Below are 14660 nucleotides of genomic sequence, written 5' to 3'. Positions count from 1 at the left end.
GAACACCAGTCGGCACTGCACTCCGTTGAGCGCGTTTTCGATCGAGTGCAGTCGAACGAGACGTTTCGGGTGAGGGCACCATATCGGGACATACAGCGGATACGGAAGAGTGAGTTCTTCCCGTACCCCGCGCTGCCCCAGCCCCCTCGTCGGCAGCCACACGTACAGATGGCCGATAGAAGTGTACTCACGAGTAACGAAGAAGGCTAACGGCCCTGCCCACTTCCGAGCGCACGACATGCGAATCCCCGCCGTGATGTACGACACAGCGGGGATTCGCATGCAGTTCTCCGGCGCTGCCGGCCGTGATCAGACGTCGAGGAAGCGGACATCCTTCGCGTTACGGGTGATGAAGCTCCGTCGTGCCGCGACGTCCTCACCCATCAGAACGCTGAACAGCTCGTCGGCGGCAGCGGCGTCGTCAAGGGTCACCTGACGCAGGACGCGGACGCTCGGATCCATGGTGGTCTCCCACAGCTCTTTGGCATTCATTTCACCGAGGCCCTTGTAGCGCTGGATGCCGTCGTCCTTGTTGATCCTCTTGCCTGCCTTCAGACCCGCCTCGAGCAGGGCGTCGCGCTCGCGGTCGGAGTACGCGAACTCCGGCTCGCTGCGCTGCCACTTGAGCTTGTACAGCGGCGGCTGTGCCAGGAAGACGTGGCCTTCCTCGACCAGCGGCCGCATGAAGCGGAAGAGCAGCGTGAGCAGCAGCGTCGCGATGTGCTGACCGTCGACGTCGGCGTCGGCCATCAGGACGATCTTGTGATACCGCAGCTTCGAGATGTCGAATTCCTCGTGGATGCCGGTACCGAACGCCGTGATGATCGACTGGACCTCGGCGTTCTTGAGGACCTTGTCGATCCGGGCCTTCTCGACGTTGATGATCTTGCCGCGCAGCGGAAGGATCGCCTGGTACATCGAGTCGCGACCCGACTTGGCGGAGCCACCCGCGGAGTCGCCCTCCACGATGTAGATCTCACACTTGCTCGGGTCCTTCGACCGGCAATCGGCGAGCTTGCCGGGCAGACCGCCGATGTCGGTCGCGCTCTTGCGGCGGACGAGCTCGCGCGCCTTACGAGCGGCGACACGCGCGTGCGCCGACGACACGGCCTTGGTGACGATCGTCTTCGCGTCGGCCGGGTTGGCCTCGAACCAGTGCGAGATGTGCTCGTTGCACGCCTTCTGCACGAAGGACTTCACCTCGGTGTTGCCGAGCTTGGTCTTCGTCTGGCCCTCGAACTGCGGCTCAGCGACCTTGACGGAGATGATCGCCGCGAGACCCTCACGGATGTCGTCACCCGTGAGGTTCGGGTCCTTGTCCTTGAGGAGTTTCTTGTCCTTCGCGTAGCGGTTGACGACCGTGGTCAGCGCCGCACGGAAGCCTTCCTCGTGCGTACCGCCCTCGTGGGTGTTGATGGTGTTGGCGAAGGTGTGGACGGACTCGGAGTAACCCGAGTTCCACTGCATCGCGACCTCGAGTTCGTGGCCGGTGCCCTTGGCGGTGAACCCGACGACGGAGTTGTGGATCGGCGACTTCGTGCGGTTGATGTGGCGCACGTAGTCCTCGAGACCACCCGGGTAGTGGTAGGTGCGGACCTTGAGCTTGTGCACCTCGGGCTCGGTTGCCTCGACGGCCTGGTCCTCGGCGGTCTTCGGCGCCTCGGCGGTCTCCGGGACGTCCTCGTCGGTGACCTCTTCGGGAGCGACCCGCTCGTCGGTGAGAGTGATGGTCAGTCCCTTGTTGAGGAACGCCATCTCCTGCAGGCGACGCGCGACGGTCTCGAAGTTGAACGTCGTGGTCTCGAAGATCTCCGGGTCCGGCCAGAAGCGGACGGTGGTACCGGTCTGCTTGGTGGCCTCACCGCGGACGAGCTCGCCCGGCTTCGAGGCGGTGTACGTCTGCTCCCAGTGGTAGCCGTCGTTGTCGATCTCGACCTCGAGGGTTGTGGACAGGGCGTTCACCACGGAGATACCGACACCGTGCAGACCGCCGGAGACGGCGTAGGCATCGGAGTCGAACTTGCCACCCGCGTGGAGCTGGGTGAGGACGACCTCGACGGTGGGCACACCGGAGGCGTGCATACCGACGGGGATACCGCGACCGTCGTCGACGACCTGGACACCGCCGTCGGCGAGGAGGGTGACCTCCACCTTCGACGCGTAACCGGCCATGGCCTCGTCGACGGAGTTGTCGACGACCTCCCAGATCAGGTGGTGCAGGCCACGCTCTCCGGTGGAACCGATGTACATACCGGGGCGCTTGCGCACCGCCTCGAGACCCTCGAGGACGGTGATGGACGACGCACCGTACTCACTCTTGTTGTTGTTCGACTTCTGGGCAGCCACGGGTGGGTAGCTCTCCTTCTCCGATCGGCCCCGCGCACGCGCGCGACGCATTCCTGTCCATCCTACGTGCCCGTGAGCCTTGCGCCGGGGCGGACACGAAAGCGGGCGTTCCGTACCGCTGACGTCCCCGTAGCGGCCTCTTCGCGACCCGGACAACGTGATTTCCTACGCGCTCCGATTTTCGCCCCTCGTACGGGCCGGGAGCGAGCCCGGGATCACCCGTAGGTGTCGCGCGGTCCGCGGCCGCGGATGTGGCGTTCGCCTTTCCGCCAGCTCGGAGCCGTCGGGCCGGTGATCCGCAGTTCCTTGACCACCCCGTGCCCCACGGCCGCGGCGATCTTGGCGAGAATCTGCGATTGCATCATCCGCAGCTGGGTCGCCCAGGCGGTCGACTCGGCCGAGACGTGCAGGATCCCGTCGCGCAGTGTGGTCGGCTGGGCATGGCTCGCGATGTCGTCGCCGACGACCCGCGCCCAGCTTCCCATGACGGTGCCCTCGGACACGTGCGCCGACCAGCCCCGCTGTTTGGACAGCGACTGCGCGAGCGAACCGAGGGTCTGGGGATCGCGGTCGTCCGGCCCGGGCCCCGACCAGCCACGACGTCGGCGTTTCGGGCGCAGCGGCCCGCGCGACGCGCGTCCCTGGCCGACGGCCTTACCGCTCGCCTTGGCGGCAGCTCGAGCCTCCTCGAGCGCGCGGCGGGCCAGATCGATGCCCTTCGGCTCCGGCTCGTCCGCGCTGCGCTCCGGCCCGGCACCGCGTTCGGGACCTGCTTGTTCGTCGTTCATCCGACCTCCCCGGTGAGCGGGTCCGTCTCCCGTTGCACCGATCCCAGCACAGAGATACGACCTTCTTCGGTGTCCTCGGCATGCACGGGGTATCGGGCGCCGTTCAGTTCGGCCGGCACGTCCTCCGGCACGGCCGCCGTGATCAGCACCTGTTCGGCCGTCGCGGCGACCTCGGCGAGGGCGGAGCGGCGCCGTCGATCGAGTTCGGCGAAGACGTCGTCGAGCATGAGAACGGGATCGGTGCCGTCGGTGCGGAGCAGGGCGAATGCCCCGAGCCGCAGTGCGAGCGCGAACGACCACGATTCACCGTGGCTCGCATAGCCTTTCGCGGGTTCGGCACCGAGCGTCAGGTCGAGATCGTCGCGGTGGGGTCCGACGAGGCAGACGCCGCGTTCGATCTCCTTCGACCGCACCTCCGCGAGGCGGTGGAGGAAGACGGTCTCGAGAAACTCCCGGTCGTCGAGCGCGGGCGTGCGGGCCGGGTCGGAGAACTCAGGCGGCAGCGCGTCGGCCAGGCTGCTGCGATAACGCAGGCTCGCCGGACGCGACTCGGGTGCGATCGACCGGTACGCCTCGGACACGTGCGGGGCCAGTTCGTGCAGCAACGCGATGCGCGCGGCGAGCAGCTCGGCTCCGTGGGCCGCGAGATGACCGTCCCACACGTCGAGGGTCGCCAGAGCGCCCGCCCCGTCGCTCGAGCGACTCCCTCGCCGCAGTGCTCCCCCCGCGGTCTTGAGCAGGGCGGATCGCTGGCGCAGCACCTTGTCGTAGTCGGCCCGAACCCCGCTCATCCGCGGGAAACGCGTGCTGAGCAGTTCGTCGAGGAACCGCCGGCGATCACCCGGGTCGCCGCGCACGAGCGACAGATCCTCCGGGGCGAAGAGCACCGTGCGGAGGATGCCGAGGATCTCTCGAGGACGCCGGGCGGGCGACTGATTGATCCGCGCCCGGTTCTGCTTGCCCTCGTTGATCTCGATGTCGATACCGAGCTCACGACCGTTGTTGACGACCAGCGCCCCGGCGAACGCCCGCGACGTGCCGGCCCGCAGCAACGGGCCGTCGGAGGACACCCGGTGCGACGACAGCGTCGACAGATATCCGAGGGCCTCGAGCAGATTGGTCTTCCCGTGTCCGTTGCGCCCGACGAAGACCGTCGCCCCCGGAGTGAGGTCGACGGAAACCGTTCTCCACGAACGGAAGTCGCGCAGCGAGAAGGTGCGAACGTACACGGGGGTCCAGTCTCGGGGCCGGTCAGCCCGGCAGGCGCACCGGCATCAGAAGATAGGTGTAATCGCTGTCCGGAGCGGCGAACGTACCCGAGGAATCCGGCACGGGTTCCTCGTCGAGCGCCGGCCGCAGCACGGCCGGACGACTCGAAGTGGTGAACCCGAACGAGACCTTGTCGGTGTGCAGCGACGTCAGACCGTCGAGCAGGTAGCCGGGGTTGAACGCGATGATCAGCGGCTCACCGAAGAACTCCGCGGGATGCGATTCCTCGGCGCGGCCGGCGTCGTCGCCACCGGCGGACAGCATCACGCTGCCCTCGGTGAACTCGAGTCGGACCTGCGCACCGCGCTCGGCGACCAGCGCGACACGCTTGATCGCGTCGACCAACGGTGCGATTTCGACGGTCGCCATCGCGGTGTGCTCGTTGGGGAGCAACTGGCGGAACTTGGGGAATTCGGCGTCGAGCAGGCGCGTGGTGGTGCGGCGACCTTCGGCGACGATGCCGAGCAGGCCCTCGGCGCCCACCGACGACCCGCTGCCGAGCGCGAGCTGGACCGGGGAGTTGGACGACCCGCCAACAGTTTTCGCGGCCTCGGAGAGGGTCTTTGCGGGCACGAGCACGGCCGAGCTGGTGGACTCCGCGGTGGGCATCCACTCGAGCTTGCGCACTGCGAGACGGAAACGGTCGGTGGCAGCGAGCACCATGTCGGTGCCCTCGATCTCGACTCGGATGCCCGTGAGCATGGGAAGCGTGTCGTCCTTGCCGGCGGCGACGGCGACCTGGCTGATGGCCTCGGCGAACAGATCGCCGGAGAGTGCACCGGTCTGCTGCGGGAGCGCGGGCAGCTGCGGGTAGTCCTCCACAGGCATGGTGGGGAGCGAGAACTTGGCGCTACCGCACGTGATGAGCACACGGGTGCCGTCGAGCACGACATCCACAGGCTTGTGGGGCAACGCGCGGGTGATGTCGGCGAGCAGCTTGCCGGACACCAGCACCTGACCGGGGGTGATGACCTCGGCCGAGACGTGGACCTGCGCGGATACCTCGTAATCGAAGCCCGAGACCGTCAGCCCGCGTTCGTCCGCTCCGAGCAGGACACCGCCCAGGACGGGAACGGGGGGTCGCGACGGAAGGCTTCGGGCAACCCATGCAACGGAATCAGCGAAGTCCTCGCGAGGCACACGAAACTTCATACTTCCCAGCTCCATCGCCCGGTGGATCCCTTCGATCGTGGTCTCGACAAGTCTACGAAGTCTGTCACAGAACCCCGACACCGATGAGAGCGGAGCCGGGGGATGCGGGTCCACGTTATGCCTTCCCTCGCTGCTTGGAAAGCCGGGAGGCTCGAGGCGTGAGCCTCACTCGAGGGCCTGTGGACCGACGCTCTCCACACACCTGTTTTGAAAGAAGATTTCTGAAGAGAACTCACAGAAGTAGTAATAGGGCCTGTGGAATCTGTGGACGAACGACCGTCTAGGCTGGTGGGGCAACGTTCTCGAGGGCGTCGAACTCGAGGATGAACTCGAGGAGTTCTCGAGGATGAATGTGGATTCCTCGAGACTGTTCATTCTTTGTCCACCGTTCGTCCACAAAGATCCCACGTTCTGCACACCCTTGTCCACAGGTGTGGGGACCGGAAATTTCTCGAGATACGGGACAGGGAGCGCCCTGTGGACGCTCCCTGTGGATGGAAACTCGAGGCTCGAGGAATCAGCGCTTGGACCGCTGTTTGATACGCGCGGTGAGCTCCTGCACCTGGTCGTAGACCTTGCGACGCTCGGTCATCTCCTTGCGAATCTTCTTGTCCGCGTACATGACTGTGGTGTGGTCGCGACCGAAGGTCTGCCCGATCTTCGGCAGCGACAGGTCGGTGAGCTCGCGGCACAGATACATCGCGATCTGGCGGGCCTGCGCCAGCGGCCGTGCCTTTCCGGGGCCGCACAGGTCGTCTATCGACGTCCCGAAGTACTCCGCGGTCACAGCCATGATCGTGGCGGCATTGATCTCGAGAGCCGAGGAATCCGGCATCAGATCCCGCAGCACGACCTCGGCGAGGGTGAGATCGAGCGGCTGCCTGTTGAGCGACGCGAAGGCCGTCACACGGATCAGGGCACCCTCGAGTTCGCGGATATTGCGTTCGATCCGGCTCGCGATCAGCTCGAGCACGTCGTGCGGCACGTTCAGACCGTCCATGCGCGCCTTCTTCGACAGGATCGCGATGCGCGTCTCGAGTTCGGGAGGCTGGACGTCGGTGATCAGGCCCCACTCGAACCGGGTCCGCAGTCGTTCCTCGAGCGTCGCGAGCTGCTTGGGCGGCCGGTCGGACGAGACGACGATCTGCTTGTTGGCGTTGTGGAGGGTGTTGAAAGTGTGGAAGAACTCCTCCTGGATGCCTTCCTTGCCCTCGATGAACTGGATGTCGTCGACGAGGAGGATGTCGGTCTCGCGGTAGCGCCGCTTGAACGCGACCTTGCGGTCGTCGCGGAGGCTGTTGATGAAGTCGTTCGTGAACTCCTCGGTGGAGACGTACTTCACCCGCATGCCCGGGAAGAGGCGCTGTGCATAGTGGCCGGCGGCGTGCAGCAGATGGGTCTTCCCCAGGCCCGAGGCGCCCCAGATGAACAGGGGGTTGTAGGCGCGCGCCGGTGCCTCGGCGATGGCCACCGCCGCGGCGTGCGCGAACCGGTTCGACGCACCGATCACGAAGGTGTCGAAGGTGTACTTCGCGTTGAGGCTGCTGCTGCCGATGGGCGGCGTCTCGGGCGGCGGGGGCTGGGTGAAATAGGACGGCCACGACTCGCGGACGGCGGTCATCGCCTCCCGGTCGTCGTCGACCTCCTCGAGTTCGCCGTGGTCGGCCTCGAGCATGTCGTGCTCGCGCGAGGAGATCAGGCGTCGCCGATAGGCCGCACCCTCACCGGGAAGCATGCCGTCCCGGGTGAATCCCCCGTCCATCGGCCCGACGCCGTCCCTGGCCACAGCCCCGTCCCGCGCGCCGGCGACATCCCGGGGCATCGGAGGGTCGCGACGCAGATCACGGCTGCGGGGCTCTGCCGTGCGCGGGTCACGGCTGCGGGGCTCTGCCGTGCGCGGGTCACGGCTGCGGGGCTCTGCCGTGCGCGGATTCACAGGCTGTGCATCTTCCGGCAGACCCTCGAGGGGCAGCGTGTCGCGGGGTTCGGCGTAGGGATCCTCGGCGGGGTCGTCCATGCGTTCCCGCGGTTCGACACGCACACCGAGACCCTCGACCCGGTGACCGAGGTGCCGGTTGAGGGTGCGGAGGATGGGTTCGCGCAGATCGCGTTCGATCGATTGCTGGGCGAGGGTGGACGGCACCGAGAGCAGCGCGAATCCCTGTGCGAGCGTGATCGGTTTTACCAGCGCGAGCCATGCCTTCTGGCTCTTCGTCAGCATTCCGTCGTCGATGGTCAGCTCGGATACGACGTCCGTCCACACATCGGCCAGCGCGTTCGGCTCGTCGCTCACGCAGCTTCCCTCCCTTTGGTCACCGGTTTTCCACACGATTATCCACAGGTGTGGACAACCGGGGGAATCACCCGGTGGATGTGTGGATGGGAGGTGTGTATTCGCTCAGCGGGGCTCGTGGGCCCGGGCGGTCTGCGGGGATCAGTGTGACACACGGTGCGACGCGGTCCGACTCCGTGTTCGGTGAACGCGCCCGGAGAAGCTGCGCGACGACGCCCGAAGAGGCGCGGGGCAGCAGGCCGTCACCGGCCGGCACATCGTCGTCGAACGGAGCGAGACGCGGGACTGCACAGGTAGTCGCGATGCGCCGTCGAAGACATGGCCCAAAGCGTACCCGAGCTGTGCTCCGGATCACATATCTTCTCGGCGAGTAGTTTTCGCCGAACAGGTCCGGCGTGTCGCGTTGATCGGCGCTGTTCGTCGCGGTTTGATTTCGCGCCCGCGTCCGAGTAGCCTCGAACAGTCACTCATACCGAGGTGACGGGTTCGTCCGGCTCGAGTCGAGCAATACGAATCCTGCGAATTCACGTACACGTTGGACGACGGTGCTTGCCGCGCCGTCGCAGAATTATCGAGGAGTGTCGACCGTGGCCAAGGGCAAGCGGACGTTCCAGCCGAACAACCGACGCCGCGCGCGCGTTCACGGCTTCCGTCTCCGGATGCGCACCCGTGCGGGTCGCGCGATCGTTTCGGCGCGTCGCCGTAAGGGCCGCGCTTCTCTCACCGCCTGATTCCCTAACGGGAGCTCGGGGTGCTACCTGAGCCGTATCGACTGCGGCGCCACTCGGATTTCTCGGATACCGTCCGCCGAGGGCGTCGTCAGGGGCGGCGGGATCTGGTCGTTCACGTTCTCGAACGCGATCGCACCGAGTCCTTGGTGAGTGTCGGCGGTCCGCGTTTCGGACTGGTCGTGAGCAAGGCTGTCGGGCCGGCGGTGATTCGACATCGAGTCGCACGCCGGCTTCGTCATATCTGTGCAGGTCTCGTCGAGGCTCTGCCCTCCGAGACCGACATCGTGCTGCGCGCACTACCCGGCGCTGCCATCGCGGATTCCCGTGAGCTCGACAAACAGGTGCGGTCGGGTCTCACCCGCCTCGGACTGCTCGACGCCGGTGCTTCCGCCTCGCATGGGAGTGCTCGCGCATGACCGAGCCCGAGCGGGGGTCGTGGTGGCGGTCCCTGCGGTCCGCCCCGGCCCGGGCATTGATCTTCTGTATCGAGCTCTATCGCACCTATGTGTCGCCCACACGGATGCCGACCTGTCGATTCACCCCGACTTGTAGCGAGTACGCCGTGGAGGCGCTGCGCACGCGGGGTGTCGTCGTCGGTGCGGTCCTGGCATCGGTGAGACTGCTCAAGTGTGGCCCCTGGCACCCTGGTGGGTGGGATCCGGTACCCGAACGGAAACATCGGTCGTCCCCAGTGGGTACCTGACCGGAGCCGAGACCCGAGACCGACGCCTCTTCGTGGCGATCATGGACGACCAGAGGAGTACATAGAGCCGTGCTCGACTTCATCTACTATCCCGTGTCCTGGATCCTCTGGGTCTGGCACAAAGTCTTCGCCGCGATCCCGTTCCTAGGACCGGACAGCGGTTGGACCTGGGCGCTGTCGGTGGTGTTCCTCGTGTTCACCCTGCGCGCGATTCTCTACAAGCCCTTCGTCAAGCAGGTTCGCACGACCCGCCAGATGCAGGAGCTGCAGCCGCAGATCAAGGCACTTCAGAAGAAGTACGCCAAGGACCGGCAGCGCCAGGCACTCGAGATGCAGAAGCTCCAGAAGGAGCACGGCTTCAATCCGTTGATGGGCTGTCTGCCCGTTCTGCTGCAGGTCCCGGTCTTCATCGGCTTGTTCCACGTGCTGCGCTCGTTCAACCGCACGGGTACCGGCTTCGGCCAGCTCGGGCTGACTCCGGAGGAGAACGCGCAGATCGGCAACTATGCGTTCAGCCCGGAGGACGTCCAGTCGTTCCTGAGCGCCCGCCTGTTCGGTGCTCCGATTTCGTCGTGGATCACGCAGCCGATGGCGTCGCTCGAGGCGTTCGAGCCTTTCGGCGGCATTCCGACGCGCTGGCAGATTGCCGCCGTCGCGGTGCCGCTCATGATCGTCGCCGGCGTCGCCACGCACTTCAACGCTCGTGCCTCGGTCTCCCGCCAGAGCGCGCAGGCCGCCGCGAACCCGCAGGCCGCGATCATGAACAAGCTGGCCCTGTACGTCTTCCCACTCGGTGTGCTCGTCGGTGGTCCGTTCCTGCCGATCGCCGTCATCATCTACTGGGTCAGCAACAACATCTGGACCTACGGACAGCAGCACCTCGTCTTCCGCCGTATCGACAAGGAGGAAGAGGAGAAGAAGGCTGCGGCTCTGGCCCGCCGGAACGAGAACGCACCGAAGCCGGGTGCTCGCCCCGACAAGTCCAAGAAGAAGGGCTCGGCCGCAGCGTCCGACGCCGTCGATGCCACGGTCGACGAGACCGGCGAGGTGTCGCTGCAGAAGGACGCCGCGGCCGGCGACGGCTCCCCTGCGGCTTCGAAGTCCGGTGCGTCCGCTCCCAAGCCGGGTAGCCGACCCAAGAACTCCAAGCGCAAGCGGCGCTGACCGAAGTAGAAGAGAGCTGAATATGGCCAGTGACCTGGACAAGGTGGAAGAGGACCTCGCGGTGGCACCCGAGGAGCGCGACACTGCGGCGGACGCCGATCTCGATGACGACTACCTCATCGAAGAAGGCGAGATCGCCGGCGACTACCTGGAGCAGTTGCTCGACGTTCTCGATTTCGACGGTGACATCGACCTCGACGTCGAGGGCGACCGCGCGGTCGTGAGCATCGACGGCGGTAAGGATCTGACCAAGCTGGTGGGTCGTAACGGTGAGGTTCTCGACGCTCTGCAGGAGCTCACCCGTCTCGCCGTGCAGCAGGCGACCGGCGAGCGCAGCAAGCTCATGCTCGACATCGCCGGGTGGCGTGCAGGCAAGCGTGCCGAGCTCTCCTCGCTCGGCGCGTCGGCCGCGAAGCGCGTGCTCGAGACCAGCAAGCGCGAAGAGCTCGAGCCGATGACGCCGTTCGAGCGCAAGATCGTGCACGACGCCGTCGCGAAGATCGACGGTGTGTCCAGCGAGAGCGAGGGTGCGGAACCGCACCGCCGTGTGGTGATCGTCAAGGATTGAGTCGGCCGTGCCGACCGAAGAGGGACTCTGCGTCGTCAGGGTCCCTCTTCGCCTTTTCGTAACTGATGCTGTGGGTCCCGATGTTGTTTCGGGTGAGCCGACAGGAAAGGATGTTTCACGTGGAACAGCACGAGGCGGAACTGTCGGCGGTCGCGCAGCGGGTCTTCGGGGATCGGACCGAACTTGCCGAGCGGTACCACCATTCGTTGTCGACGGCAGGTGTCGAGCGGGGGCTCATCGGGCCGCGTGAGGTGCCGCGCCTGTGGGAACGACACATTCTCAACTGCGCCGTGGTGGGCGAACTCATCCAGGAGGGTGAGACAGTCGTCGACGTGGGCAGCGGTGCCGGTCTGCCGGGTATTCCTCTCGCACTTGCCCGTCCCGACCTCCAGGTCACGCTCGTCGAGCCGCTTCTGCGCCGCACCGTCTATCTGGCGGAGTTCGTCGAATCCCACGGGATCGAGAACATTCTCGTGGTCCGTGGCCGTGCTGAGCAGCCGAGCGTCCTCCAGGAGGCGGGCGGCGCAGACGTCGTGACTTCCCGTGCCGTCGCACCTCTCGCCAAGCTCGCCAAGTGGTCGCTCCCCCTTGTCCACGAGGGAGGCCGGATGCTGGCGTTGAAGGGTTCGTCCGCTCGAGAAGAGATCGACCGCGATCACGACGAACTCGCTCGCCTCGGTGCCGGCAATCTCGAGGTGCTCGAGTGCGGAGGCAATCTCCTTCCGACACCCACGATCGTCGTGAAGGCCGAGCGGATTCCGCGGCCGGCGCGGCGTCGCAAGAAGCGCTGAGCGAATCGCCTGGCGCGACGATCGCCCCGACACCCTCCCCTCCCCTACCGGGTCGGGAGGGTGCTGCCGTTTCCGAGACATTCTTTCCGACTCGAGGAATCTACTCGAGTACATTACCGGTGCAAAACGGTTGTTTCGGACGTTGTCACACCAGACCCGATCACCCCATGAAGTTTCGTCACTGTGATGTTTCAGATTCCCTGAAATGTGTTTATCAAACGAATTATCTTCCTGTGCACTACGATTGGAACTTACTAATGTGAATAGCATTGCGGACCAGAGCATTTCAGTCTGGGTGTTCGCGGTTCTCGAGCCCACTCGTATGGGTCGGGATTGTTTCACGTGAAACCACCGAGCCGCTCCTCCGCCTGTTTCACGTGAAACAACTCCGCTCCCCGTTTCACGTGAAACGTCACCCGGCCATGTCGCCGACGGAACCTAGAATGCGGATGGGATACTGAACCAACTGAGAATGCGTGCGCGTGGTCGGAAGGGCGGGGACAGCTCCGGGCCCGGGACTCGCATTCTCCCTTCGGCGCCTCGACCCGGTCTTCGAAGTCGCGACCGGGAAGCGACGAGGATGTAGCGTGCGAACCGAGCGGATCTACGTGTAAGGAGTGTTCTATGACGGGTGGATCTGAATCCGCTGTTTCACGTGAAACCGGAGGCGCCGAGGACGACTTCTCCCCCGTGCCCTTCGACGGTTTCTCCACCGTCGACACCCCGATCGGCGCGGCTGCTCATCGCGCCACCCAGGTCCTGCATCCGAGCGACGCCAACGCACTGCCCAAGCCGCGCGAGCGTCGCGTCTTCACGATCGCCAATCAGAAGGGCGGGGTCGGTAAGACCACCACGGCGGTGAACATCGCCTCCGCGCTCGCCGTGCAAGGATTGTCGGTCCTCGTGGTCGACCTCGATCCGCAGGGCAACGCGAGCACCGCCCTGGGCGTGCCGCACTATTCCGGTGTGCCCTCGAGCTACGAGATCCTCCTCGGCGAGATCAATGCCGCCGAGGCCGTGCAGCAGAGCCCGCACAACGAACGCCTCTTCTGTATCCCCGCCACGATCGATCTCGCCGGTGCCGAGATCGAACTCGTCTCGATGGTCGCGCGCGAGAACCGCCTCCGGAACGCCCTTACCAAGGAGGCGCTAGGCGACCGCGAGTTCGACTACGTGATCATCGACTGCCCGCCGTCGCTCGGTCTGCTCACGGTCAACGCGCTCGTCGCGGCGAAGGAAGTTCTCATACCCATCCAATGCGAGTACTACGCACTCGAAGGTGTCGGGCAGCTCCTGCGCAACATCGAGCTCGTCCAGTCGCACCTCAACCCCGAACTGCACGTCTCCACCGTCCTCCTGACGATGTACGACGGTCGCACCAAGCTGGCCGATCAGGTCGCCGCAGAGGTGCGTGCGCACTTCGGCAGCGCGGTGCTGCGTTCGGTCATTCCCCGCAGCGTGAAGGTTTCCGAAGCTCCCGGTTACGGGATGACCGTTCTCGACTACGATCCTGGATCGCGCGGCGCGATGAGCTACCTCGACGCCGGGCGCGAGTTGGCGGCACGCGGGGTACACGAGAATCAGGGGAACGGATGAGCGCGACACGTAAAGGCGGGCTCGGTCGAGGTCTGGCAGCGCTCATCCCCACCGGTCCCCCGGTGGATGCAGAGCAGAAGCCCACGGCCGCCCCGAGTTCCACTGCCGCCGCTCCCACGGCCACCGCTCCCACCAATACCGCGGCTCCGGCCGTTCCTGCGCCGGCCAAGTCCGCACCGGCCGCGGGTGAACCGTCGAAGCCTGCTTCGGGCGGACAGTCCAAGTCGGCTGCGTCGCGTCGCCCCGGCTCGTCGGTCCTGAACCTCCCGTCCTCGGGTCTGGGCATGGCAGCCGCCGATCTCATCATCGGCGACGGCAGGACGCCGGCGCCCGCGTCCCCGGCGGAGCCTGTCGAGGACGACGCGGCACGGGCGTCCGGAGCGGCATCCGAAAGCGAACCCCTCCCCTCCCCCACCGGAGCGGTGTACCTCGAGATCCCGATCGACCGGATCGAGCCCAACCCGAAGCAGCCGCGGCAGGTCTTCGACGAGGAAGCGCTCGCCGAGCTCGTCCACTCCGTCCGCGAGTTCGGGCTCATGCAGCCGGTCGTGGTCCGCCGTCTCGAAGGCGACCGATTCCAGCTCGTGATGGGTGAGCGTCGCTGGCGTGCCGTCCAGGAGGCAGGCCTCGGCACGATCCCCGCGATCGTCCGCGACACCGAGGACGAATCGCTGTTGCGCGACGCGCTGCTCGAGAACATCCACCGGGTGCAGCTCAACCCCCTCGAAGAGGCCGCGGCCTATCAGCAGTTGCTCGAGGAGTTCGAGGTCACCCACGAGGAACTCGCGAGTCGGCTCGGACGGTCGCGGCCGGTCATCACGAACATGATCCGGCTGCTCAAATTGCCGGTCGCGGTGCAACGACGCGTGGCGGCCGGAGTGCTGTCGGCCGGGCACGCGCGTGCCTTGTTGGCGCTCGAGGCCGGTGCCGACGCTCAGGAGGCACTCGCCGCACGCATCGTCGCCGAGGGCCTGTCCGTGCGGGCGACGGAAGAAGCCGTCGTGCTCGCCAACCGCAACGAGACCCCCGACGCTCCGCAGCAGAAGCGTCGGAAGCCCATCCAGATGCCGGGGCTGCAGGACGTCGCGGAGCGCCTGTCGAACTCCTTCGACACGCGCGTGACCGTGAGCCTCGGCAAGCGCAAGGGCAAGATCGTGGTGGAGTTCGGTTCGGTCGACGACCTCGAACGCATCGTGAAGATGATGGAGTCTCAGACCGACCTTTCTTGACTCCTCGTCGGAGCAAGACAACAGTCTGTA

At 65.9% G+C, this 14660-nt stretch carries 13 protein-coding genes; 8 read left to right on the top strand and 5 right to left on the bottom strand.

The features are described 5' to 3' along the window. Window positions 1-309 precede the first annotated feature (309 nt). The 5 genes from gyrB to dnaA form a co-directional block, all read right to left on the bottom strand. Complete coding sequence (gyrB, locus tag RBB84_RS21165; RefSeq protein WP_024102545.1) at window positions 310-2346, bottom strand: DNA topoisomerase (ATP-hydrolyzing) subunit B; 2037 nt, start codon at window positions 2344-2346, stop codon at window positions 310-312. A gap of 215 nt (window positions 2347-2561) precedes the next feature. Next, the gene (locus RBB84_RS21160) at window positions 2562-3134 is read right to left on the bottom strand and encodes a DUF721 family protein (RefSeq protein ID WP_019290471.1); all 573 of its coding nucleotides are present in this window, start codon (window positions 3132-3134) and stop codon (window positions 2562-2564) included. Beyond that, window positions 3131-4363 (bottom strand): DNA replication/repair protein RecF, encoded by a 1233-nt coding sequence (gene recF / locus RBB84_RS21155; RefSeq protein ID WP_350246743.1) that lies wholly within the window; start codon window positions 4361-4363, stop codon window positions 3131-3133. The genes RBB84_RS21160 and recF overlap by 4 nt, the downstream gene beginning before the upstream one ends. Before the next feature lie 22 nt (window positions 4364-4385). Then, window positions 4386-5570 carry a DNA polymerase III subunit beta gene (gene dnaN, locus RBB84_RS21150; RefSeq protein ID WP_024102543.1) on the bottom strand — a complete coding sequence of 395 codons (1185 nt, stop codon included), beginning with the start codon at window positions 5568-5570 and terminating at the stop codon, window positions 4386-4388. 502 nt (window positions 5571-6072) lie between these two features. Continuing rightward, window positions 6073-7848 (bottom strand): chromosomal replication initiator protein DnaA, encoded by a 1776-nt coding sequence (dnaA, locus tag RBB84_RS21145; RefSeq protein ID WP_006550911.1) that lies wholly within the window; start codon window positions 7846-7848, stop codon window positions 6073-6075. 587 nt (window positions 7849-8435) lie between these two features. Here dnaA and rpmH point away from each other — a divergent pair. From rpmH to RBB84_RS21105, 8 genes are all read left to right on the top strand, one after another. After that, a complete protein-coding gene (rpmH, locus tag RBB84_RS21140; protein ID WP_006550910.1) occupies window positions 8436-8579 on the top strand; it encodes a 50S ribosomal protein L34 in 144 nt (47 codons plus the stop codon). A gap of 20 nt (window positions 8580-8599) precedes the next feature. After that, entirely contained in the window at window positions 8600-8995 is a 396-nt protein-coding gene (gene rnpA / locus RBB84_RS21135; protein ID WP_024102541.1) for a ribonuclease P protein component, read from the top strand. Then, a complete protein-coding gene (gene yidD, locus RBB84_RS21130; RefSeq protein WP_350246741.1) occupies window positions 8992-9282 on the top strand; it encodes a membrane protein insertion efficiency factor YidD in 291 nt (96 codons plus the stop codon). The genes rnpA and yidD overlap by 4 nt, the downstream gene beginning before the upstream one ends. Window positions 9283-9351: 69 nt before the next feature. Continuing rightward, on the top strand, window positions 9352-10446 hold the full coding sequence (yidC, locus tag RBB84_RS21125; protein WP_006550907.1) for a membrane protein insertase YidC: 1095 nt from the start codon (window positions 9352-9354) through the stop codon (window positions 10444-10446). 22 nt (window positions 10447-10468) lie between these two features. After that, window positions 10469-11014, top strand: a complete 546-nt coding sequence (locus tag RBB84_RS21120; RefSeq protein WP_006550906.1) for a R3H domain-containing nucleic acid-binding protein — start codon at window positions 10469-10471, stop codon at window positions 11012-11014. A 110-nt stretch (window positions 11015-11124) separates the two neighbouring features. Then, complete coding sequence (gene rsmG, locus RBB84_RS21115) at window positions 11125-11805, top strand: 16S rRNA (guanine(527)-N(7))-methyltransferase RsmG (protein WP_033098073.1); 681 nt, start codon at window positions 11125-11127, stop codon at window positions 11803-11805. A gap of 624 nt (window positions 11806-12429) precedes the next feature. After that, on the top strand, window positions 12430-13401 hold the full coding sequence (locus RBB84_RS21110) for a ParA family protein (RefSeq protein WP_006550904.1): 972 nt from the start codon (window positions 12430-12432) through the stop codon (window positions 13399-13401). Beyond that, entirely contained in the window at window positions 13398-14630 is a 1233-nt protein-coding gene (locus tag RBB84_RS21105; RefSeq protein ID WP_024102539.1) for a ParB/RepB/Spo0J family partition protein, read from the top strand. The genes RBB84_RS21110 and RBB84_RS21105 overlap by 4 nt, the downstream gene beginning before the upstream one ends. Window positions 14631-14660: the final 30 nt, after the last annotated feature.

The organism is Rhodococcus sp. D-6 (genome assembly GCF_040256695.1).
GTDB classification, from domain to species: domain Bacteria; phylum Actinomycetota; class Actinomycetes; order Mycobacteriales; family Mycobacteriaceae; genus Rhodococcus; species Rhodococcus pyridinivorans.
The sequence above is the reverse complement of the archived record's forward strand: the minus strand, read 5'-3'. Positions and strand labels throughout refer to the sequence as shown.

Bases quoted from the DNA above. Each gene is read 5' to 3' on its own strand.
- RBB84_RS21160 (WP_019290471.1), bottom strand. From the start codon at position 3,134: ATGAACGACGAACAAGCAGGTCCCGAACGCGGTGCCGGGCCGGAGCGC.
- dnaN (WP_024102543.1), bottom strand. From the start codon at position 5,570: ATGGAGCTGGGAAGTATGAAGTTTCGTGTGCCTCGCGAGGACTTCGCT.
- yidD (WP_350246741.1), top strand. From the start codon at position 8,992: ATGACCGAGCCCGAGCGGGGGTCGTGGTGGCGGTCCCTGCGGTCCGCC.
- RBB84_RS21120 (WP_006550906.1), top strand. From the start codon at position 10,469: ATGGCCAGTGACCTGGACAAGGTGGAAGAGGACCTCGCGGTGGCACCC.
- rsmG (WP_033098073.1), top strand. From the start codon at position 11,125: ATGTTTCACGTGGAACAGCACGAGGCGGAACTGTCGGCGGTCGCGCAG.
- RBB84_RS21110 (WP_006550904.1), top strand. From the start codon at position 12,430: ATGACGGGTGGATCTGAATCCGCTGTTTCACGTGAAACCGGAGGCGCC.
- RBB84_RS21105 (WP_024102539.1), top strand. From the start codon at position 13,398: ATGAGCGCGACACGTAAAGGCGGGCTCGGTCGAGGTCTGGCAGCGCTC.